Source organism: Shewanella sp. 5S214, assembly GCF_041439795.1.
Lineage (GTDB): Bacteria > Pseudomonadota > Gammaproteobacteria > Enterobacterales > Shewanellaceae > Shewanella > Shewanella vesiculosa.
On the sequence record NZ_JBGOOV010000001.1, the window covers coordinates 37,870 to 60,619 of the forward strand.

A 22,750-nucleotide genomic window follows, 5' to 3' on the forward strand; every position below is an offset into this window, starting at 1 on the left:
CATCCAAAAAATAAGCTTGATAATAAAATTACTATGTCAATTCACGATAAAGTTGATATAGTTCAAATCACTGGTGACATTCAAAAAAATATGTTACTGGATGAAACGTTTAAATATCACAATTGATTAATTAATACTTTTAACATGCTTGGGATTATAACTGCGGTATAGGGATATCAAAGGAACAAACGGAATGAAGCGATCAATGAATTTTGAACATATTCAAACAAAATGGACACAGCTCTATCAATTATCCGCATATGCTGAAGAGTATGCGATATCAGATCCACAAAATTCATTGGTTAAACTTCGTTTTTTGCTGAGCAGATTGTCGTCAATTTATACAAAGAACTTCAACTTCCTGCTTTTCCAAATTCAAATTTTTATGACAAGCTCATTTCTCATGACTTCATTATTGTAAGCCCCAATTTAATTAACTATAAACTACACGCAATATGCAAAAGTGGTAACCAAAGTTCGTGTCGATTAATAACAAGCAATTATGATTTACAAAAAGCTATTATGAATAAAGAAGCATATCAATAACACGATAAGGCTCTGAATTTCAAGGTGATTTACAGCTTCTTTTACCGTCATGCAGTAAAAAAAGATAGCAGTTTCCCAAGATATTATAGATGACAGCTTCAATTCACCAAGCCAGAAAGCCTTTTCTGGCGAGCTTTAACTAAAACAATCAATACCCAAAATACTAAGGGAGTAGTAATAATGTTGGATTTTTTGCCATCGCATTGGTTGATACCTCAATCACTGCTAGGGGTATCGTTTTGGCTTGCGCTATTGATAGTGTTTATTATTGCGTTGATAACCATTATTTCGCGTACGCTTAAAAGTAAAAGCAGAGTAGAGCAAGTAAGGCAGATTATTAAGGGTGAAACAGTCACCACACTTTATGATAATAGCTTGAGTATTGCTGAACGAGCGGGCGCATCAAAAGATAAAATAGTGCATAGCTTGTGGCATGAGTTTAGCGAAAGTTTAGTACAAGATGATAGCACACAACGCGTTTATAATACCCTAGATGCAGAGCACTTTTTTAATCATAAAACCCTTTCTGCAGGGTTAACCTCTAACAGGCTATTAGCTGCAACGCCTTCATTTTTAACTGCAATTGGTGTGTTAGGTACCTTTATGGGCCTGACCATGGGCCTGCGTGATATTCATATTGAAAGTAACGATATTGAAGTATTAAAATCCGGTATTGCTAGCATGATGAGCGGCGCGGCGTTTGCCTTTGTGACCTCTGTTTGGGGGGTGGGTTTAAGCTTACTGCTTAACTTCATAGAGAAAATAGCCGAACGGACCATTTTAAGTAACATTATCACGGTACAGCAAAAAATTGATTTTCTTTATCCTCGTTTACCTGCTGAAAAGTCGTTAGTTGATATCTCTAAAAACACCGGTGAAAGTAGTCAAGCTCTGCAAGAGCTGCATGAACGTATTGGCGACCGCTTGCAAGAGACCATTTCGGGCGTCAGTGACAGCATGCAAGAAGCATTTACCAATGCGTTAAATAATGTCATGGCACCTGCAATGCAATCATTAGTGAGTAATGCCAGCCAGCAAAGCAGCGGGGTGTTAGAGCAGCTTATTGGTAACTTTACCGAGAGCATGCAAGCAGCAGGTAGAGGTCAAGGCGAGCTCATGCAAAAGTCGACTGAGCAAATGCACGAGGCGGTCAGCCGTTTAAGCGAGCAAATGAACGCGGTACTTGAACAAAGCAGCAAACAATCACAGCTAATGGCAGAACAGCAGGCTGGAGCATCGTCACAATTTAATCAACAGCTTGAAGCAATGCTGACCCAAAGCGAACAACGCCAGCAAGCGATGGAGCAAAAGCTGTTTTCAGCCATTGAGTCACTGCAGAAGTCGCAAGCTGCACGTGAAGCAAGCCATGTAGATAACTTACAGTCGGTATTGGGTGATTGGTTAACTGAGCAGTCGCAAACGTTAACCCAGTTATCTGACTCTATGAGCCAAGTGCAAAATGCTATGGGTGAATCAAATCGTAGTTTTGTGAGTGATCTTACTAGCCAAAATGAAAAGACCACTGCTCAACAACAAGCCTTTACCAGCGGGTTAGAAACCAGCTTACAAAGCTTTATGCAGAACTCAGCACAGCGCCAACAAAAGCTAGAAGAAAACTTTAGTTCGTTATTACAAAACCAACAAGTTGAGGCATCTAAACGAGATGAGCAATATCGTGATCAGCTGCAATCTCAGCTAAGCAAGTGGTTAGCGCAGCAAGACCAAATGCTGACGTCTATGACCGATGCGGTAAAACGGACACAAACCCATATGGATATGGTTGTTGCACAACATAAAGAAGTAGTAGGCGAACTTAAAACGGTTGCACAATCATCAGCGACAAGTAGCCAAAATTTGAGTAATAGTTCAAACCAAATTGCGATGTTATCCACTAACTTAGTGAAGGCCACTGAGCTGTTTGATACGCGTTTAGCTGACATGACGGACACAATTGAAGATATTTGTTCTCAAAATGATGAATTAGCAAACCATGTCATTGAACAAGCAAAAATATTAAAAGAGCTTGAAACATCGCTTGTGACAACAACAGAGAAATTTGGAGAGACGGCAAAGTTAGCCTTTAATGGTTTCACTGAAATGAAAACTCACCAAAACGATTTTATAAAAGGAATTGAGTCTTCATTTGAAGGTTTAGGCAATACGTTAGCTAAACAGGTATCGGATATTGAGAAACAAACAAATGAATGGCTACGTAGTTACTCAGCAGAAGTAAATACCCAAGTTAAAGAACGTATGGAAACCTGGAATACAACAACACTTGAGTTTAGCGACCAGATGCGCAGAACAGTGAGTTCAATTTCTGACTTAGTGGATGAATTGGAGCATAGCTAATGCGGATATTTAGAACAGACGATGTGAGTGTAGATGAAGAAAACCCTTATTGGATGTCGTTTTCTGACATTTTGTCTGGGTTGTTAATTTTATTCATTTTAGCGTCTGTTGTGTTAATGGTTGAGCTTATGGAAGCCAAACAAGAGCTTGAAAATAAGCAACAAGCATTTACCCAAGAGTTAGAAATGTTGCACTTAGCTGAAGGGGTTCGTAAAACGATATTACATGAAGCCGCTGATTTATTAAGGCAACGTGGCATACAAGTGACCGTTAGTGAAAATGAAACCGTGTTAAGTATTCCTAACGACATTTTAGGGTTTGATAGCGCCGCATTTAATATTAATCCTCAATTTGAACAAACCGCGCTTGAAATTGGCGAAGTGCTTTCAATGGTGATTAATACAGACAATCGTGAGCAATTTCTGGATACCATTTTTATTGAAGGCCATACCGACAGTAAAAATTTCAATGGCATGCTGGGCAAAGGCAATTGGGGCTTATCTACTTTTCGAGCTATTTCGCTGTGGGAACTTTGGAGTCAATCATTACCGAGTCACCTTAATTTAGCGGGGATCAACAACAAAGATGGCAATCCGCTTTTTTCAGTAAGCGGCTACGCTGCGACACGCAGAATGGTATTGGATGAAGTCACCGACAATGATTTTAGAGCAAATAGACGAATTGATATTCGCTTCACTATTCGTAGACCTACAAGTTCGGAATATGAATCAGTAAGAAGTCGTTTGGAGATGCAGTAATTATGCTGTTTTTACCCCCTAAACCAGAGCTCGCCCAGTTTAACTGGGAGCGTATTACAAAGCAGTGGAGCAGCCTTACATTACAAACTAAGACAATTGCTGATGGTGCAGGGCAAGGTGAAGAGTTTAAGGCACTTGAGCAACAGGTTAGTGGTTTTGTTGTTAATGGCGATGTTGCGCAATTAAACCATACACTGCTTAAACGCAAAGGCGTTAGGGTGTTAACTCAGCTGTGGATTGATAAAGAAGAGATAAGAAAAGGCTCATTAAACGAAGAGACCATTGATTACATTCAAGCCAAACACCCAAAGCTTGGCATGTCGTCGTTAATGAATTTAATTTCGTTGGTCTATCGTTATTTTGATGCTTTGGTTGATGGTAATATTTTTAATAAATTAACAGCATGGATTAAGCAACAAATAGCGCAACGTTTAGATGAGCGGAAAAAAAGCAGTGATACCATTTTATCTGTTCTGAATAGTGCAAAATGGCTGTTTGATTTAACTGCCCCTAAGGCGTTAGTGAATCTTGCAAAACAAAACCATTTAGATCTTAGTGAGCAATTAAAAAAACTTCGTTTAAACGAGTTACCACAAGGGCGTTTTTTAGATGTATGTCATGCTCAATATTACCTAGACACACTAAGGGAAATTCCCGTTGGTGAGCAGAACGATATTCTCCATGAATTATTAAAACATGATGTTGCTACCATGCCTTTTGAAGAAGGTAAACGCATTGGCCACATCGCACTCGAGATTATTATTGACCGCTCTGCCGGTGCACCAAGCGAAGTGTGGCAAAATTTTGTGCTGAATTTAGCCGGTGATCCCCGTATTGCGAATACGGCTAAAAATTACCGCGAGTGGTGGAAACCCATTGGTGAAAATAGAGTTAAAGCTGTAACAAGCTGGCTTGCCAAGGAAGACTTGCGCTTATTTTTGGGTGCGATTGCAGAGTACGCTAATCACACTGGTGACGAATCACTGAACCGGATGTTCCCAGCGCGTAAGCGATTTTTAGAAGGACTTTATGAACATGGCTTTGTTCGTAATGCACGACTTATGCTTGGCTATCAAGCTGAACATACAGTAAAGAGAGTGCTAGGTAAGAGTTTAACGACCAGTTATATCAAACTAAAAGCGATGCCACAGACTTCTATTATTTATTTAGATTGTGGCGACTTTCATATTGTTGAAGGTTCACATAACTTTAAGCTTTGGATATATATGGGCTTACCCAGTGAAAAGATGACAGATTACTCTTTGAGCGAGTTAACTCATAACGACCTTACCGTGCGTTTTCCAAATGAATTTAGAAAAAACTTACCCAATGGTAAGAAATTAGCTATTCAGCACTCGCCAACTTCCTGGCAAAAAAATGCCATAGATTTTTTGACTGAAAACGGTGTTGAACTGGATTTAGAGAAACTGTTTGATAGCGATAAGTACAGAAGGTATGTCAATCGTTATGGATTGCCTGTTGTTAAGAAGAATACACAAGAAAATAATCTTTTAGAGGTTAACTTGTTAAAAGCTTTAGACGCTTACCAACCTATTACGGCTAAAGAGTTAGTTAAGATTTTAGACAATGAATTTTCGATGTTTGCAGATCGTCCGACAGTTAACGCTAAGCTCTATTCAATGTTATCACAAAAGAAAGTGACTCGAGACGATAGTTTTCGTTGGTATCTTGCCGACTAAAATGTGATTGACACTAGTAATATTTGAAAGGAATTAATACAACCATGTCACTTGTTAGCTTGATAAAAGGGCTTTTGCCTAACAATAAAAATAGTCATTTAGCAGACGATAGATATTCCTTAGTGTATGACTCATATGGCGTTAACTTCGTAACTGACGAGGCTTCTTACCATTGTTTAAACAAAGGTGAGGGCGGCGGCAGTCAGCTCATTGCGCATGTTGTGTTAAAAATGCTGCAGGAAAGAGACATTGCAGAAACGATACCTAATGGCTTTAGAGTGGATAGCGATCAAGCTTGTTTACTCGATCCAGAAGATGCAGAAGTACTTGGACTGCCACCTTTTTGTAGTCACGATTTTGACATTGATATTCAAGGCAGAACAACGAAAAGTAGTTTTACATTGCAGTTGTTTACAATGCTTGGTCATCAAAAATATCCCGTCAAAAGAAAAGGGCCCATACTGGCTTTTAGTGAACAAACACAGTTTTTAATGACACCTGAGCAGTTTATTGCTGTTTTAGCTGTAGAAGATCATTCATCTCTTACACCAGATGACCGCACTGAACTTAATAATGTTTTGGCTATCGCTAGGTTGCAGCAAGCGGTTAAAGACGGTTTAAAACTCGATTTAAAGCAGTTTGATAAATTTGATTTAGTCCAACCAGAGCAAATTACTGTTACCGCTAACCAAAAAGCAGATGGTAGCTTAGAGCTTAACCCAAGCTTTGGTGATGGCTCATCGATTGAAGATCTGCAAAATCGATTTGCTCAGTTACAAGGTGACGGACAGGTAATGCGAGTAAAAGATCGCATTGTGTTGTTGTCAGATGATAAAAAACAAGCCATAAAAGAAGTATTGCAAAATCGGACCATTCCAGCACACAAAGTCGCAGAATTTATTAAAACACCATCCGCTTTTTTAGATGCATCCATTCTTAATCTTGATTTAGGTTTTTCCATTCGTGTTTATGGTATCGGGAAGATGGTTCATATTCCCTTTGGGCAAGATAATGATGGAAGTAACGGCTGGTTTTCAACTAATGCTGCGAGTGAACCTCCAGAGCGTTTAGTTAGACTGCTTGAATGTGAAGAAGATATAGCTTCTTTTGAACAAAGTTACGAGCAAGCTAAAGGTCAAAATGCCGACAGTGTCATTGTTGATAATGAAATCATTGATATTCGTGATGAGCAGCGTGTAAATGAAGCGGTTGCAGAGGTAAGGGACAATTTAGCAAATCCTATTAATGACTCTGACCTACCTGGTTTTGATGATATTCCGGACCGTAAAGAACAAGTGTCTTTATTGCTAAAAGATGCAGAAGATCATAATCAAGATATTGTAAATAAGGTCGCACAGTTAGACCGAACAATTAGTTTTGATCGAACTAACTTAGCTCGTACCCCTTTCCCTCATCAAGAGTCTGGTATTAGCTGGATGCTGTCGTTACTTAAATCTTCACAATTAGATAATTATGACGATATGTATCGCGTTCAAGGCGCTTTATTAGCCGATGATATGGGATTAGGTAAAACCTATATGACGCTAGTGATGTTAGCCGAATATTTAACTATGCAAAAACAAAACAACAAATCTGAAAAGCCTATTTTAATCGTCGCTCCACTTAGTTTATTAGAAAACTGGGAGCAAGAAGTGGCAGTAACGTTTAAGCATTCGCCATTTCGAGATATAAAAGTATTACAGTCAGCAAGGGATTTGAAAGAGTTTAAAGTTCAAGGGGCTGAACGAGAGTCTATGCAGCTTACTTCTGTGATGAATGAATCACATGCTGATCATAAATCTATTCGTTACGCCTTGCACGTGGGTGCTGATGCAGCTACGAAACGCTTAGATATGGATAGACGTATCGTTATTACTACTTACCAGACTATACGAGATTATCAGTTTTCTTTATGCGTGATTGATTGGGGGATTGTAGTGTTTGATGAAGCACAAAATATTAAAAACCCTAATACTCAAGCTACTCGTGCGGCGAAGGCATTAAAAGCTGACTTTAAACTCCTAGCCACAGGAACGCCGGTTGAAAACAGCTTAAGTGAGTTTTGGTGTTTAATGGACACTGCTCAACCAGGTTTATTAGGTGATTGGAGCTATTTTAGAGATCGTTGGATAAAACCAATTAGCAATGCTAATGATGAAGAAAAAGCGGAGGTTCGCTTAGACATTGGTCATGATTTACGCACCTCCGTTGGGCAGTTTATGTTACGCCGAACCAAGGAAGAAGAATTAACTGGAATGCCAAAGAAAACAATAAAAACAGGTATTCATAAAGATCTTGCAGACAATATGTTATTTACACCCGAGCTCGCTCGTAATATGAGCGGTGGTCAGTTACTTGGATATAACCAAATTGTTGAAGACTACAGAAAAGCTAAAGCAAAGGAACAGGGCGGCACTCATGCTTTAGCAGTGCTTCAGCAATTAAGAGCGGTTAGTTTACACCCAAGACTGAATGAGATTTTTAAAGCGCCACCAAATACCGCTAAAGAAGCGCTGCATAAAATGCAGGAATCTGAAAAGTTGCTTATGTTGATAGATACCTTGGCAGATATAAAAAACAAACAAGAAAAAGTCATTATTTTTGCGACAACTAAAAAACTTCAGGCAGTTCTTAAAATTTGCTTAGACAAAATCTATGCGTTGCAAATTCATGTCATTAATGGCGACAGTAAAGCGATTGCAACGAAGAAGGACCAACTGTCTCGTAAAGGAATGATTACTGACTTTGAGTCGAGAGAAGGCTTTAATATTATCATTATGTCACCTGTTGCTGCTGGCGTAGGATTGACCGTTGTTGGCGCAAATCATGTAGTGCATCTAGAGCGCCATTGGAATCCTGCAAAAGAAGCCCAGGCAACAGACCGGGTTTACAGAATCGGCCAGAAAAAACCTGTATTTATTCACTTACCCTGCCTATTACATCCTGAATATGATTCGTTTGATGTGAATTTAGACAAGTTACTAGCAAAGAAAACAATGTTAAGTGATGCAGTGGTAACCCCTGAAGCAGTCAGTGAACATGAGCTTTTGTCTTCAATGGGCTTGTAGAAATTTTATTTAGTGACATAGTGATAAATAAATATAGTTAATTTGATTTTTGAGGTAATTATGCAGGTCAAACTAGAAGAGAATGATGAGGGCGAGATTTTTTTTAGGATCCCATCAGTATATGAACACGAGCTTCAGTGGAAAGAAGGTGATCTTATCGAATGGATTGATAATAAAAATGGATCATGGACTTTACAAAAAATTAGTTCGCTAGATAAAAATTCCGCAACTGAAACATAGCTTTATAGAAGAAATCAATTAATTCAATGGTGGCGCTATGAGAAAGCAATGCATTGGTATTTCAGAATATTTTGCAACTGGTGAAGGCGTTACCTACGTCATCGCATCCGGAACTGAGGCTCAAATTAGAGAATTTGCCGGAGACTATTTTTCAATAGGATTAGCTTTTTATTCGTTTGAAGATATTAAGCACGCATTAAGTCAATCTGAGGAACTCACTGAAGAGCTAGTAATGAATGACACTCGCTTACGAGCTGCTTATGTGCTGCGCACTCATTTACCCAGTGTCGTTCAATTCATTAAACAAAATGGATTTGCTACTTTCTCATACAAATGCCATTACAACCTAAGCTAATAAAGTGAACTATTAGAATTAAATAAAACTAAAATCGAAAAAAGTCTCTATCAAGGAAGAATTTTATGCGCAAACCAAAGACAGTTAAATCTTTAGAGGCGTTAGGCAGAGTGAGGCTATCTAAATCATTCTTTATGCGGGATTTTTTATATTCCGAGATTTCTCAGATAGAAATGATACCTAATATTCCCGATAATCCTGAATTAGCAATCAAATCAGGTACTCAATTATGTGAAAACGTACTTGAACCAATACAAATGGCATTAGGAAGAATATCTATACGGTCAGGATATAGATCATCAGCAGTCAACGCCAAAGGAGCAGAAAACAACAATCAATATAATTGTGCTAAAAATGAAAAAAACTTTGCGCATCATATATGGGATATTCAGGGCGTTAATGGAGAGGTAGGTGCAACAGCCTGTATCGTTGTCAATTCATTTATAGAATACTATGAAAAAACAGGAGATTGGCAAGCTCTAGCATGGTGGATTCATGACAATATACCCAATTATTCTTCTTTATACTTCTTCCCTAAATATGCAGCTTTTAACGTTCGTTGGTGTGAAAAACCAGAGAAAATAATTCGCAGTTTCATTTCACCCAAAGGTTGCTTAACTAAACCCGGCATGAATAACTTTGCTGGGGAGCATAAAGCCTATTATCAAGACTTTTTAAATGATGTAAAACTATAACTGGTAATATCAACTTCGATTTTTGTAAGTATATTTCACGCTTATTAGGAAGGAACCTATGATATTAAATCAGAAAATATTAGCAGCGATTTTTGGTGATGCTAGTGAATTTTGCGGTAAAGAAGACGTTCTACATGCCTTGATATATTATCATATCGTTCAATCTGGGGTACCATCCACACAAGTAGCAAGAGAACATTCAATCGCAAATAAAAAAATTGACCTTGTCGTTTTTGATAGATCTATAAATGGGCAATTTAATGGTACTAATATTAAACCCAAATGTTTTATAGAAGTTAAAGGTGGGGCTTATGGTAATAGAAATGCACTAGCTGACGAAATTTCTTTTGATGGTTATTGCACTGATATGGATAAACTTAAACAAGAAGCCAAAGACGGTATTGAAGCATGGTTTATATGTGTTGATATGCCTGAATTAGGTAGAGCGCTTTCACCATGTCTAGTACAAAAGGTTCACAACCAATGTCGTATTAGAAACATCTCATTTGCATATTATTGCCAAGGGGAAAATTATTTTTACTACGCACCTTTAACAAATACTCAGTCTAATGAGAAAGTAAGTTTATCAAGTAGTAATAGTAATTTAGATATGCGAAAAATCTTCAACCCAAACAACAGTCATTTTAATAAAATGGTATCAACACTGCGTAAAGTCAATGGTCACGAAGCCAATACAACCGCAGCTCTTTATGAATTATTTAGAAACTCTGGTTTAGGTACCAAGCAGATTTCACTAGAAACTTATTTTTCATTTGCTAAGAAATCGGGCTCTACTATGCATGATAGACCCGATCTTGTTTTATTTGATGAACATTTTGATGGATTGTTCAACTTATATAAAAATGGGAATAGGAACATGTCCAATGATGCCCATAAGCTAAAATATATTAAATCCATTATTGAAGTTAAAGGTAGCAATGCTATGAACAGTCTTGGAGTTAAGGCTAGAATGAATAAATATGTCGCTGACATTGAAAAACTCCATAATTGGCAATCAATGGCTAAGTCAAAAGGTTGCGATAATTTGCCTGCATGTTTCTTCTGTCTAGATGGTCATCGAACACCTTTACCAAGAAGCCGTTTACAACAAATGATAGATCAGTCGGCGGGAAATCAACTGGTATACATCAGTCACAATGGAATTGAACTGACTGGTTTTTAAATCTATTTCAAGTCTTCGACATTGCAAAATGAATTAAGAAAATGGTTTGTAAATAACACCTCTCTATGGAAGGTATACGAATGGACTCAACAACGAATAGCTTAAAAGTACACGATGATAATCATGCAAGAGCAATTTTAAAAGGGGAAATGAGAAAGGCACGTGAGCAGTTTATTGCAGTTTATTCAAATGTTACTCATACGTACCGCAAAAAAAGAAAATTAAAACATGTTAAAATAATATTTAAAATGATCTGTGAAATCAACGATAAAGGTTTGAAAAATTGTCTTATAAATAAGATCGTTAAAGATAAAAGCGCTAAGAGGGCTGCTACTGATTATATTTCTCTTGGATGGATCAATATAGATGACAATGGGGTGACTACATTAAAAGGTGAGCGCCTTTACCCTGTTTCATGTGAAATGGTTAAAATACAGTTTCTTTCCATGTTAAAAGTGGATGATCCCAATATAAATAATATCACTCCTTTGTTTTATTTAACGGAACATGCTTTAGTTAGGTTAATGAGGAGGTATCATCGTTTTGACCTTCGTTCTTTAACTGACATCGTCAGTGAAGAATTACAACCTATGAAATTTTCTAATTATATTAATGCCCAAAGTGATGACTTCATAATCGTTACCAGTAATGCTTATATACCTTGCACACACGGTACTGACGAAATACCCATATTGAAAACTTGGATCCCTCGATTAGTATGGGACAGTCGCAACCTGTCAAAGTTAAGTTCATTGTGTGATTTCCTTAAAGAAAGGAATGAGATTCGAATTTTTAGTGAATCATTTTTCAATGATAGTGTTTATCTTTCCCCGGAATAACTACTTCGATATTAGTCATAAGCGTACAATTCGTGATTATGGTAAATAGCGTTGTTTGCTATTATAAATGACACATTGAGCTAATTTGGAAGGGGAAAAGGCTGTTTTGAGCGATTAACTCGCCGTTAACAGCCATTTCGCCACTGAAAGTTTGAAACGATTTTCACTTCAAAAAAGGTACCGAACTGAGTCTGTGCTGGTTGACGCTGATATTGAGTTAAAGCACCCATTTTTCATGCTTAGTCAGGTGGCATCGAGGCACTTTTTCGACTCTTTGTAGTAAGTCTGCTAATTGTGCATGTGTTAATAAAGTACATTGTTGCGAACTGAGTATTGGCGTCATGTTAATATCTCTCATCACCTTTTCGACGCTATTTCGATGTAAACTGTGCAAGTAACAAAAGCGATGCAGTGTAGAGTATTGGCGCAAGAATACGCTAAGGGAGTCTTTGTTAATGTCTCGTGCTCGTGTGAGCGCAAGCAGACCTGGCTTTACTAGCTCTTTAACTGCTTTGACTTGAATTCTTAATCGCCTTGCTACCCATTTGTAACTTTTATGCTCATCAGTTTCAAACACTTCATGATGCGAAATAAATGCTTTGACATCATCTTCTGCTAACATCAGTGTCAGTTGTTGCTGGACGCTCTTCAACGTGAATCTAAATTGTCCTTGATAGATCGCTTTTATGATTGTCTTAAGATCTATTCCGCTTAACATTGCTAATTTATTAAAGCTGATCGCTGGATAGTAATTTAGTTCTTCTTTACACATTCGAACCGATAACCAAGCACAGATCTGTCTCATGTCATACATTTTATGACTTTTACTTGAAACGTGATACAAACTCTTAAAATGAGCACTATCTTCAAATAAACTCAGTTGCGTTGCCGTTAAACCGAGCATTTGTCTGATGTTAAATGACGACACTCTGTCTTTTAGAGCGACAGTAATATTGGGGTGTTTATCAATACGGTCAACGGATGTAAATGCAGGCCAGCACTTGATATGATGAGTAGATGCGACAGGTAAACCAGCAGTTGCCATCAGTTCGGTCATCGGCGCTAACACCAGGCGCTTATCAAAGAATGAAAGGTAATCACGATCTTCTACACAACGTTTATGCCAAAGATGATGGTATTTCCCTTGAAGCAAATTGAACGCTTCCATAATATACTGATTATTGACTTTAAATTTATGCGTCAGCGGCAGGGGATCCAGATCGGTTGGGTAGATTAACAAGGTGATAGCTTTATGAAGCAAGCCCAAATGTTGTTCAAGGTAACTTGACTCGATCCAGTCTTGATATTTCACATCGAATGCTGTTTCAATCGTTAACTCAGACCATTTTTGCTTACAGTGAGTACATTGAGTAAATAAATCTGCATTCCACTCAAACGGTTTCTGACAGCAGGGACAGCTATCAATAATCTCACACTGATGTTGTGTGCAAAATACATTGGATTGGTCATGATAATGTCGTTTTATAAAATGTTCGGTCTGAATACAGCAAGGACAAAATCGCGGCGATTGAGTATAAAACATCCGTCCAGGCATCTGTTGATAGAACTTATCTTGCAGCGATGTAAATTGATCAATGGGTTGTTGCGTTAAACGAGCCAGTTGCTCGAAATCGCAATGTCGGTCGATTTTGGATTGCTTGATTTGCATTGTCGTTAAAAATTCAGCTAGGGTTTCCCAACCATTATCGGTGCCGAGTCGACACAGATATGAATTGAGTGATTCTGATTTGATGGGCTTTAATCGGATAGGTAGCATGAAAGACTTAACCCTCTAAAAAATATAATTTTTCGAGCTGTTTTGTGGTAATTATAAACGGACAGTACTGAATGTCATAATCAGATATTTCACTGTATGCTCTCGAAAAATCAGATAATGTCGCTAATTCGCCTTCATTATTTTCAATGACATATTCTAAAATTTTGATAATAATTGATATTTTTCCTTTGCTTGCAGCCAGAATGCGTTTTGCAACAACGGGGTCTTCAATATTAATGGTGTCGATGGGCATGATGTCAGCAATCGTATGAAGAAATGAGAAAAACAGATCGGTATCAGTATAATCGTGATTTACCTTTTCATTATTCATACTAAATGGGTTGAGCATGATGGTCTTTGAAAAACGTCTTTCGATTTGCTCATCTAGTTCGAGTAAATCTTTAGCGTCTGGCATGCCCACTAACACAACGGGACAGTTCGTTTCTGACATTAAGTTTTTGACAAAATTGATCACTGGTTTGGTTTTCTTTTGCGCATTTTTTTCTGTTAGGTGCTGTATTTCATCAAAAATAATGATTTTCGTTTCCAGATTTTCCATTAATTTAACTGCTCGAATGAACATGCTATGGGCACTGCCGCGATCCGGTGTCGGGCAACCAAGCGCTTTAAGCAGGGCACATGTCATGCTCTTAACTGTGCCATTTTCGGGAGTGATCACTGGGACAATGGTTTGATAACTATGAGTTTCAGTAGCGGGTCTACTGTACTGCTCTTTAAAAAGACGGATCGCCGTCGTTTTACCCAATCCCGATGCCCCCATAATCAATAACCCTGCTGGATTTAAGCCAGTACTTTTAAGGCTTCTGACTAACCCCTCTATAACTTTGTTGCAGTCATAATGAAATACAGAACAATTTAAAAATTTTTCTGTCATTGGTTTTCGTAATGGTTGAATGTAACTCATAGTAAGTGCCTAATTAGTTTTATATTTTATTATTTTTGGTGTGCTTGGTTTTGGTACATCAAGAGTGTGCTCGGTGCTGGTTATATTTAACTGCTTATGACTTGTTTGCTCTCGTTTACTCATCATTAGCTCAATGTCATTTTGAGTTAATGTTGAATCAAATGTTGATAATTCAGATGTTGATTTTTTTATTGTTTTTTGTTTGTCACGAACCGCTTTCTTTTTACGTGCTACTGCTTGCTGCGTTATTTTATCAATTTTTTGTTGAGCATTATTGGGTATGTGCTTTGCAGATAGGCTTTGTAACTCTTGAAAGCCGCATCCAATTGATGATTTACGCGTATTGGGGATTTTCAGTAGTGATTGATTTAAGGGATTTATCACAAGAATGTTTGATGCATCATCATTATCAACTAAAAAAGTGACTTTTTCTTTGTGACGTTTTACTTTTTTTAGTTGTTTATATAGACCTTTTAATTCGTCTGAGTTAAAAAATTGCAGCAAGTATTGGATTCCTTTTAATTCTTGAATCGTTCCTTTTTTTTGTGCTCTTAAGTAATTGTCAAATATTTCAATATTAGGAGGCAGTATAGGGGGAGAGTAGCGAATGTTTTTATCCCAGATCTCATTTGGGATATTATTTTTTAATCCGGAATGTGGCTCTACGTGATATTCATCATTAATGAGAATACAGACAATTTTTTCAAATTCTTCAGGCGTTAAGGTTGCATAATGATGCCCTGGCTTGTCATAAGTGAAATTATCGACTCTCTTCCCTAAATACCCAGGTAATCCGATCAATTTATTTCGTAAAGTTTTGTTAAATCGTTCAATAAAACTTCGTTTCCAAGGAAGACGAGTTTGCCCAGCTATGCGATGGATTTTTAATTGTGCAAGTAATGAATCAAATGAAGCATTGATAAATGATTTTCCAGAATCGACGTAAATACTCATCGGTTGACCGAAACATGACCATTTATTGTCCAAAAATAGATAATCTTCGACAGGTTTGGGTAATATTGCATGTCTTAATGCACTAACTGCGGCAATATTCGTTTCACCAGATTGCATACTGATATGCATTCCCGTGATGCGGCGACTAAAAACATCAATTAACAAGAAAATAATGGGTGTACCCAAAACATCGCCGTTATGATCAATCAAGTAAATTTTTGAATGTACGGCATCCATTTCAAATCGCTCAAACAAACCATTCACTTCGTATTGATGTTTCGCCGAGCGGTTATGTGCGTTTGCTGCAGCAGAACCTTGTCGATGTCTAATTACTTCTATTTCATCTAATTTTTTAATTTCGCGATAAAATGAAGATCGTGAAATAACTTTACAATTAAGCCCCTGACGGAGGTGAGATTGCATTAAGATTTTATAACATCTTGCTACAGTGGGCCCGTTTTGTGTTAAATAATAACTATCGACAATATCGTCTATTAACAAACGCATATCGTAATCCAAACGGCTATTTTGGCTAAGAGATGGATCATTTTGTCTAGATTTCAACAAATACAGTGCTTGTTTATTATTATTACACCATTTGGCATACCATCGTCTTAACGTTGAAATAGATGGTCTTAAGTTGATCGGTTCATTCAATAAATCAGCACAAATTTCTATTGTTAGTCTAAGGGTACTATCAGAGCCAGGGTATTCTTGTACATCAAGATAGTTTAGATATGTATTAAATCGTTTTAAATCAGCAATTTGACTTTCTGTAAGCCAAGAGCGATCTAAGTTTGAATTGTCAATGGGTAATGTCAGTGTGCCAATTTGATAATCAGATAACAGTTCTTCGACTTGTACCACTTGATATGATTTAGTATCAATTGATTCTAGTGTTACTAATTGTTCACTGAGCATAGCAATCTTGTAATGCCGAGTTTTGCGGACTATGACCATCCCAGTTTTAAATACATATTGTGCCATCACTGATATCCAGAATTGTTTTAGCGTTTAATAAATGAGTTAAATCAAATGAGTAGTAATAATTTGCTAATAAGATCATTGGGTCATAGAGATGACATTGATTGAGCTCTGCCCAGTCAATAAGTTCAGAATATGTCAGTGTTGACGGTAATTGAGTCATTAGTAATTTGCATTGTTTAGAAAGCGCTAATGACTTGTAATGATAAAGTTTTTTTAAATTAGCTATCTTATCGCCGTGATGAATGTCTTTTTCTGTAATTGTTGATAGCCCACCTTCACAAATTTTATTAAATAGTGTTTGTAAAATTTTAAATTTATCAATGTTTTTTGGACTATTCAATTTCTCAAATACCTTAACCTCTTCAAAATAAACACCTTTTTGTTTGTGCCCAATAATAATATCTGGTGTATAGCGTAATTTTTTTCCATACGATTTATAACTAAATGAGGAAGGCTGAGTATTATAAACTTTCACTTCATCATCAAATTCTAATAACAGCAATCGCGCAGCTTCGAGTTCACTGTCACAGTATCGCGTAGAATCATTTTTAATTGAGTAAAATTGGATGCGAGGGAGGATTTTACTGTATCTCGGTAAACTGCGTTCTTTCATTTTATTCAGTCTCAATATGAATTTTATGTGAATTTACTCGTGAAAAATATACTTGTAAAGGAAAGTTTTCAATGCGTTTCAATGAACTCGAATCTTAGTTTGATTATTTATTTGCTCTCCCATTATGTTTTTATTTTATTATTATAAATTTATCGATATGTATTGTTTTTTAATAATGAAAAGAGGTTTAATCACCAAAGGCGAAACCAACCAATTCAGTATCGACCACTGATTTCTTTGTGTTTTGCTGTATTAATAAAGCTTTACAAGAAATTGGTTTATTTAATATGAAATATATATATCAAATAAATAAAACTTAATATTTGGTTTATTTGATATATATATTTTACGGCATTTTCAATAATTGAGAGGGATATTTGAAAACTTAGAATTATGGAGGTTTTTTACATGAAACAGTTTTTGCGTAAAAACGCAGTTTAGCTAAGTTTTTATTCACGATTTATTTTTAAAATTATTTTTTGGATCATCGATTTTCTGACGCAACACATATTGATGATGAGCGCCTGTTCGCTATGAGAGTAAAACCCATACAAACCTCGTATTGATTTGCGAAAATACAATCAAAAACATCCGCGATAACCAAGCAAGGATCAGGATTAACTGTGGCGACATTCTGACCATACATTACATCCCTTTTTTTGCAGTAAAAAATCACCGATCCGGGTACTCTCAAAAGTGTATTTTTCATTATAAAAAGACGGTTTTTTAACCATTTTGCTTTAGCAGCACTTTACTAGTGATTGTTTTTTAACCGAGCAGATAAAAACCTAAAAATGATAATAATTTCAGATTTGCAGAAGTGCTAAAAACAAAAAGTTTTTAACTCAAAATATAGAATTAACTTGAATATAATCAGAATCTTAGCGCTTAAGGTTGTACAAAGTCAGAACGTTTAACTTGTCTATTTAACACACTAAAACCTAAAATAATGTTAACCAGATATAATCTTTAATTGTATTTAATTAGTCAATAAATAAAATATATTTATTTTTTTTACTTGATTTTTAAACAAAAAGTTACTTAATAAGAGATATTGGTAGTAACAAACACACTCGACGTTTTTTTGTTTTCTAAAATTTAAAGACAAAACAATAGAGACTCACAGAGTTTAAGAACACACTCTGGCTTCGTTAAATTCATTCGCCTTTTGAATGAATTTGGTAGTCATTAAAATGCTTTTAAAGCTTTTCTTGTTAACAAATAAAAGAAGTTTTTTTGAAAAAATTTCATTTCTTTTTTTTCAGGTAAAATCCGAACCGAAAATGATTAAAACTGTCATGTTGAAATTAGCACACTAGTCTAAAAAATTGTTTTCGGCAAAGTTATACTAAAACGCTTTAGAATCGCTTAGTGGCCATATAAAGTATTTTAGCCCAATAGGTGAGGGGTTTTAATTTAAGGTTCACCGAGAGTTCTTTAGGAGCCTTCAAAGAGTGTCTTAACTATAGATCCTCCACTGGAAATGCAGTGAAAGTAAAAATTCAAATTTATGCAGGACAGGTTAGATAATTTTTTTATGATAATATCTACAGTCGTTATGTTTGAGTATTATTTGACTTGTGATGATAATCGTTTAGTTATTATGCAATGCTTTCTTTTTGACTAAAGTCGTAATTTTCTAGGGTGATATATGGAGTATGAATCGTTAACAAGGAAAGTCATTATTCTTTTCTTGCTCCCAAAGCATCCAATAACGACTACCGCGGCAACACTATGCGATCAGTTAGTAAGCCGAGGTTATTCTACCAATGTCCGTGCAATTCAAAGAGACCTTCAAGATCTTTTAAATATCAGTCAATGTGGTTTAGTTGTAGAGGAATCAACACGTCCATTTAAATGGTCAATTTCAGCAGACTGGCACAAGATACAATTAGCTGAAATGGACAATAACACTGCCTTAGCGTTTTCTATGTTAGAACGTATAGGGCATTTATGTTTGCCTAATGTCAGTTTACAACAATTAAAACAGACCTTTACCCAAGCTAATCGAGTGCTGAAACTCAGTGATGGTCACACACACTGGTTAGAATCCATGTCACATAAATACAGTGGTCATGAAATAACAGATGACCAATTAAAGTTGGAAACAGCAATTTTACAAGGGAAAGACGTCAGTGCTCAAGTAACGCGTTTCATCAAACATGAACAAGCCTCTTTGGTTTACAGTAAATTATCACCTTATGCATTTGTTGATGACGCAGGTGAAAAATATCTGGTATTCAGAGTTGGATCAGACGCAAAGCTTAATCAATGGCCGGTAAAATATTTTAGTGACATCAAACTGCTTGATTCAATGTCTATAACGATAAATACCGCTAATTTGTCACACCAAGGTCGCCGTTATCGTGGTGAAACAATCCAGTTTGAATGCATTACTCATCGACAGTCGAGTTTTATTAACAAGCTTCAGGCTCATCAGTATGCATTTACTGCAACAGCGACAGAAAACGACCAGGTTCAAATTAATGCTCAGCTTATCAATTCAGGATTTTTTCGCGAACTGGTTTGGAGCCATGCCACATCAATCAAAGTGCTTAACCCACCATCAATCAAACAATATATCTACAGACAAACTCAGCGATTAATTGCGTTAAGCGAATAAAATTATCCTGTGCGTCACAATCTGACGCAGCCTTAGCGTATCTTGAATTCCATATTAATAAATGGAATAAATACCTATGTTCATCACTGACTCAAAGCCTATTCTGGTCATCGGCGTTGGCGGGTGTGGTTGCTCAACCCTGCAAGCACTAAAAAAGAAACACGACTTTGCAGAGATTCGATTTTTAGCCATCAATACCGATCTACGCTCATTAAGGGGCAATGTAGCAGACGACACCATTCAAATTGGCCAATCTTTAACGAATAACTTAGGCGCAGGCGCTAATCCAGATGTAGGACGTCTTGCTGCAATTGAGTCTGAAGCGGAAATATCAAAGGCTATTGAGCAAGCCAGTATTATTTTTATGACTGCCGGCATGGGAGGCGGAACAGGCACTGGTGCTATATCAGAGGTTGCAAGAATAGCTCAAACTCACAATATTCCAGTGATTGCGCTAGTCACAAAACCTTTTAGTTTTGAGGGGATGAAAAAGGCTAGATTTGCTGAAGAGGGCATTAACGCATTACAGCAATATTGCAATGCATTAGTCGTGTTACCGAACGACCGATTATCCAAAGTGCTTGGCGGTAAAGTAAGGCTTATTGATGCGTTTAAGATCAGTAACCAACTGTTATTAGATACCTTGTCAGGGTTAAGCTTCATGCTAAGCGTAACAGGACTCATCAATATTGATATCAGCGACTTTAAAACGGTCATTCACACGCAAGGTTTTGCTTCAGTTGGCATGGCTAAGGCCAAAAATGCCAGCGATATCGAAACGGCAATTAATCGGATATTAGACAACCCATTGGTTGAAAACATCGACATCAGTTCGGCGAAGGGCACGATAATTAACATTGTATCCCAACATGAACTCGCACTAGATACCTATCATCTGATAGGTAATATCATCCAACAACGTATTAGTGCAGAGGCCAATCTCATTGTAGGATTAACCATCGATCCAACCATAAAAAATGCTATCGAAGTGTTTTTGCTCACAACAGGCATTGCGTTCAATCCCAAACCAATTTTACAAGTCTGTGGCTGATGTATTTAAGCTCAAGTTGTTATAGAAACATTGGGTAATCAAAAAGTTAATTTACCTTTTTAATTATAATACTTGATAAACATAAGACACAAGTTGTCGCACCGTTCAGTATAATAATAACCAACAAGGTGCTAATAGAGGTTCTTATGGATGGTTTGGTAACAGAGTCTATCAATTTACTGACTTTTCTAGAGTTAGGGGAAGTACCAGATTATGAGCAATTAAAGCCTGAAGATATGGTGCGACTATTTCCAGAACAATGGTTAACCTTAACCGATGATTGGAACGGATTATATTGTCATGCACAGCAAACTGTTGAGGGTTGGTACGATCATTTACTAGTTGCTCGAGTATTGCAAAATGAAGCTTCACAAGCTCCGAATTCCGATATATTAGCCATTAAGCAGTTAATCGTTTCACGTAATACTTATGAGCCTTATCAAGACTATCCTGCATTATCGCAAGTGTTGGATACCTTTTATCGCAATGAAGACGGTTTTAAACGTATTTTTAGTGCGGTTGCTGATGTAAATCGCTTCTTAATTGAAGAAGCTGAATCATTACTCCAGTCGTTATTAGTGACGTTTTCTGTGCAACAACCAAATATTGAATCACTCGATTGGGAAACTTATCAGCAAATGGCCGAAGCGATAAAGAATAATGGTGAATTATTTTTTTCGAGTTACTTCAATCATTTGATCCTTGCCGCTGAATTACTTATACAGTTAACACCTAATAGTGCTGTACTCAAGCAGGTTGCACTTTGTTGGCCTCCCTATGTATTGAGTTCGAGTACGGGAGAATTATTTTTAATCCGTAAGTTGCTAGCGCATTGTTATAAAAACGAAGGCGTTGAATTTCTACTCGCTTATGTTGAGCACATAATGCCGGAGCATTTATTGTTTTTATTGGCTCAATCGTCAGCTTCTGACTGCATTATTATGAAAAAGGCCTTTACTGATACATTTGCTGCACAAGGTTATTACCCTGGCGCAAATTGTTCTCTCCAAGTTTACGATGACTTTTTTACGTTAATCATTAACCGAAAATCTAAGAGGCTGATAAATGATCATCTTTAAATTATTTAAAAAAGAAACTGAATCGTTATTGTCTCTCCTTGATGATGAGAATAAATTTGGCATTGGTTATTCAGAGCGTCCAAGTCTGACAGCGCGCGTATGGATCCAAGAATCTCAGGAGTTTGATTGGATTGATAATTTTCTGAGAGATGACGACAACAACCCGTGGGCCGAAGAATATGATATGACATTATTGGTTCGTCTCGCATTAGATTGCTGGGAAAGTAAGCTTCCAAACCCCGCTAGAAATGTAAAAGCCCTTTGCGGTTCGCGCTCAGGAAAATACGCCATGAAAGAAGATTCGCCTTTTTATAGCTTATGGACACTGTTTCTCAATAGAAATGAATCATTGATGGATTTAATGTCAAAAAGCAGCGATCCCGCTTTGCAACCGAGTGTCTTACTTGAACAGGCTGAATTATTACTTGATGCGCATTATCTGACGATTCAAAGGTTAAATCGTCGCTATGGCGGAGACCCCCGCAGTTGTACTAAACATAAATGGTTTAAATCGAAATTACCCTTGCCAGCAGGGAAGAGTAAAACAAAGGCAAGTAAGTCAAATAAAGCCTTCAATCGGGATTTTGTGCCTATAATGCTGGCGGCAAAAATAGTCATGCATTTTCATCCCCAAAGTAGCTTACTGCAAGCCTTGGCGCTTGCGCAAGAACATTACTCCGTTGGAGAATGGGGCTATGAATACTGGTTTCGCAGAACCTTGCAAAAACACTGTGCCATGCAGCAAGGTTGGTTATTTATGTTGATGAACATGCCAAGGTTCGCACCCGAGGAATTAATGTATTTAATGAGCCGAGTCCCCGTTAGCACCAATGAATGTGACACACTAATCGACGTATTTGAAGAATATTATGATGAAGATAATCAAGAAAGAACAAAATATTGGTACCGAGATAAATCAGAATATATGGATTACTTTGAGAAATATTTTCAGGTAGGTTATCTGCTTAATCACTAAGTCTTTGTCGTGTCATGGTTCATCATTAG

At 37.0% G+C, this 22,750-nt stretch carries 16 protein-coding genes; 12 read left to right on the plus strand and 4 right to left on the minus strand.

The features are described 5' to 3' along the window. The first annotated feature begins 726 nt into the window (after positions 1–726). From zorA to ACED29_RS00175, 8 genes are all read left to right on the plus strand, one after another. Positions 727–2,898 carry an anti-phage ZorAB system protein ZorA gene (gene zorA / locus ACED29_RS00140; protein ID WP_371696588.1) on the plus strand — a complete coding sequence of 724 codons (2,172 nt, stop codon included), beginning with the start codon at positions 727–729 and terminating at the stop codon, positions 2,896–2,898. Beyond that, positions 2,898–3,656 (plus strand): OmpA family protein, encoded by a 759-nt coding sequence (locus ACED29_RS00145; protein WP_259563608.1) that lies wholly within the window; start codon positions 2,898–2,900, stop codon positions 3,654–3,656. The genes zorA and ACED29_RS00145 overlap by 1 nt, the downstream gene beginning before the upstream one ends. Positions 3,657–3,658: 2 nt before the next feature. Then, the gene (locus tag ACED29_RS00150; protein WP_371696590.1) at positions 3,659–5,356 is read left to right on the plus strand and encodes an EH signature domain-containing protein; all 1,698 of its coding nucleotides are present in this window, start codon (positions 3,659–3,661) and stop codon (positions 5,354–5,356) included. Positions 5,357–5,400: 44 nt separating this feature from the next. Continuing rightward, entirely contained in the window at positions 5,401–8,424 is a 3,024-nt protein-coding gene (locus ACED29_RS00155; RefSeq protein WP_371696592.1) for a DEAD/DEAH box helicase, read from the plus strand. A gap of 277 nt (positions 8,425–8,701) precedes the next feature. Then, positions 8,702–9,019 carry a hypothetical protein gene (locus tag ACED29_RS00160; RefSeq protein ID WP_371696594.1) on the plus strand — a complete coding sequence of 106 codons (318 nt, stop codon included), beginning with the start codon at positions 8,702–8,704 and terminating at the stop codon, positions 9,017–9,019. A 65-nt stretch (positions 9,020–9,084) separates the two neighbouring features. Next, entirely contained in the window at positions 9,085–9,714 is a 630-nt protein-coding gene (locus ACED29_RS00165) for a hypothetical protein (protein WP_371696596.1), read from the plus strand. Positions 9,715–9,772: 58 nt separating this feature from the next. Then, positions 9,773–10,897, plus strand: a complete 1,125-nt coding sequence (locus tag ACED29_RS00170) for a hypothetical protein (protein ID WP_371696598.1) — start codon at positions 9,773–9,775, stop codon at positions 10,895–10,897. 80 nt (positions 10,898–10,977) lie between these two features. Then, positions 10,978–11,736, plus strand: a complete 759-nt coding sequence (locus tag ACED29_RS00175) for a hypothetical protein (RefSeq protein WP_371696600.1) — start codon at positions 10,978–10,980, stop codon at positions 11,734–11,736. 217 nt (positions 11,737–11,953) lie between these two features. On the opposite strand, the gene ACED29_RS00180 is transcribed toward ACED29_RS00175, so the two are convergent. The 4 genes from ACED29_RS00180 to ACED29_RS00195 are packed head-to-tail and all read right to left on the minus strand — an operon-like array spanning position 11,954 to position 16,992. Continuing rightward, positions 11,954–13,513 (minus strand): TniQ family protein, encoded by a 1,560-nt coding sequence (locus tag ACED29_RS00180; RefSeq protein ID WP_371696601.1) that lies wholly within the window; start codon positions 13,511–13,513, stop codon positions 11,954–11,956. A gap of 7 nt (positions 13,514–13,520) precedes the next feature. Next, positions 13,521–14,408 carry a TniB family NTP-binding protein gene (locus ACED29_RS00185; RefSeq protein ID WP_371696602.1) on the minus strand — a complete coding sequence of 296 codons (888 nt, stop codon included), beginning with the start codon at positions 14,406–14,408 and terminating at the stop codon, positions 13,521–13,523. A gap of 39 nt (positions 14,409–14,447) precedes the next feature. Further along, complete coding sequence (locus ACED29_RS00190; protein WP_371696604.1) at positions 14,448–16,379, minus strand: DNA-binding domain-containing protein; 1,932 nt, start codon at positions 16,377–16,379, stop codon at positions 14,448–14,450. Continuing rightward, the gene (locus tag ACED29_RS00195; RefSeq protein WP_371696606.1) at positions 16,360–16,992 is read right to left on the minus strand and encodes a TnsA endonuclease N-terminal domain-containing protein; all 633 of its coding nucleotides are present in this window, start codon (positions 16,990–16,992) and stop codon (positions 16,360–16,362) included. The genes ACED29_RS00190 and ACED29_RS00195 overlap by 20 nt, the downstream gene beginning before the upstream one ends. A gap of 1,651 nt (positions 16,993–18,643) precedes the next feature. Between ACED29_RS00195 and ACED29_RS00200 the strand changes: the two genes are divergently transcribed. From ACED29_RS00200 to ACED29_RS00215, 4 genes are all read left to right on the plus strand, one after another. Then, positions 18,644–19,615, plus strand: coding sequence for a WYL domain-containing protein (locus tag ACED29_RS00200; RefSeq protein WP_371696608.1), 972 nt, complete (start codon positions 18,644–18,646; stop codon positions 19,613–19,615). A 76-nt stretch (positions 19,616–19,691) separates the two neighbouring features. Continuing rightward, entirely contained in the window at positions 19,692–20,666 is a 975-nt protein-coding gene (locus ACED29_RS00205) for a cell division protein FtsZ (protein ID WP_371696610.1), read from the plus strand. A gap of 146 nt (positions 20,667–20,812) precedes the next feature. Beyond that, positions 20,813–21,745 carry a hypothetical protein gene (locus ACED29_RS00210; RefSeq protein ID WP_371696612.1) on the plus strand — a complete coding sequence of 311 codons (933 nt, stop codon included), beginning with the start codon at positions 20,813–20,815 and terminating at the stop codon, positions 21,743–21,745. Further along, positions 21,732–22,721 carry a hypothetical protein gene (locus ACED29_RS00215; RefSeq protein WP_371696613.1) on the plus strand — a complete coding sequence of 330 codons (990 nt, stop codon included), beginning with the start codon at positions 21,732–21,734 and terminating at the stop codon, positions 22,719–22,721. Before ACED29_RS00210 ends, ACED29_RS00215 begins: the two co-directional genes overlap by 14 nt. Positions 22,722–22,750 lie beyond the last annotated feature (29 nt).

Excerpts from the sequence above, each read along its gene's own strand:
- zorA (WP_371696588.1), top strand. The coding sequence starts at position 727 with ATGTTGGATTTTTTGCCATCGCATTGGTTGATACCTCAATCACTGCTA.
- ACED29_RS00145 (WP_259563608.1), top strand. The coding sequence starts at position 2,898 with ATGCGGATATTTAGAACAGACGATGTGAGTGTAGATGAAGAAAACCCT.
- ACED29_RS00150 (WP_371696590.1), top strand. The coding sequence starts at position 3,659 with ATGCTGTTTTTACCCCCTAAACCAGAGCTCGCCCAGTTTAACTGGGAG.
- ACED29_RS00155 (WP_371696592.1), top strand. The coding sequence starts at position 5,401 with ATGTCACTTGTTAGCTTGATAAAAGGGCTTTTGCCTAACAATAAAAAT.
- ACED29_RS00160 (WP_371696594.1), top strand. The coding sequence starts at position 8,702 with ATGAGAAAGCAATGCATTGGTATTTCAGAATATTTTGCAACTGGTGAA.
- ACED29_RS00165 (WP_371696596.1), top strand. The coding sequence starts at position 9,085 with ATGCGCAAACCAAAGACAGTTAAATCTTTAGAGGCGTTAGGCAGAGTG.
- ACED29_RS00170 (WP_371696598.1), top strand. The coding sequence starts at position 9,773 with ATGATATTAAATCAGAAAATATTAGCAGCGATTTTTGGTGATGCTAGT.
- ACED29_RS00175 (WP_371696600.1), top strand. The coding sequence starts at position 10,978 with ATGGACTCAACAACGAATAGCTTAAAAGTACACGATGATAATCATGCA.
- ACED29_RS00180 (WP_371696601.1), bottom strand. The coding sequence starts at position 13,513 with ATGCTACCTATCCGATTAAAGCCCATCAAATCAGAATCACTCAATTCA.
- ACED29_RS00185 (WP_371696602.1), bottom strand. The coding sequence starts at position 14,408 with ATGACAGAAAAATTTTTAAATTGTTCTGTATTTCATTATGACTGCAAC.
- ACED29_RS00190 (WP_371696604.1), bottom strand. The coding sequence starts at position 16,379 with ATGGCACAATATGTATTTAAAACTGGGATGGTCATAGTCCGCAAAACT.
- ACED29_RS00195 (WP_371696606.1), bottom strand. The coding sequence starts at position 16,992 with ATGAAAGAACGCAGTTTACCGAGATACAGTAAAATCCTCCCTCGCATC.
- ACED29_RS00200 (WP_371696608.1), top strand. The coding sequence starts at position 18,644 with ATGGAGTATGAATCGTTAACAAGGAAAGTCATTATTCTTTTCTTGCTC.
- ACED29_RS00205 (WP_371696610.1), top strand. The coding sequence starts at position 19,692 with ATGTTCATCACTGACTCAAAGCCTATTCTGGTCATCGGCGTTGGCGGG.
- ACED29_RS00210 (WP_371696612.1), top strand. The coding sequence starts at position 20,813 with ATGGATGGTTTGGTAACAGAGTCTATCAATTTACTGACTTTTCTAGAG.
- ACED29_RS00215 (WP_371696613.1), top strand. The coding sequence starts at position 21,732 with ATGATCATCTTTAAATTATTTAAAAAAGAAACTGAATCGTTATTGTCT.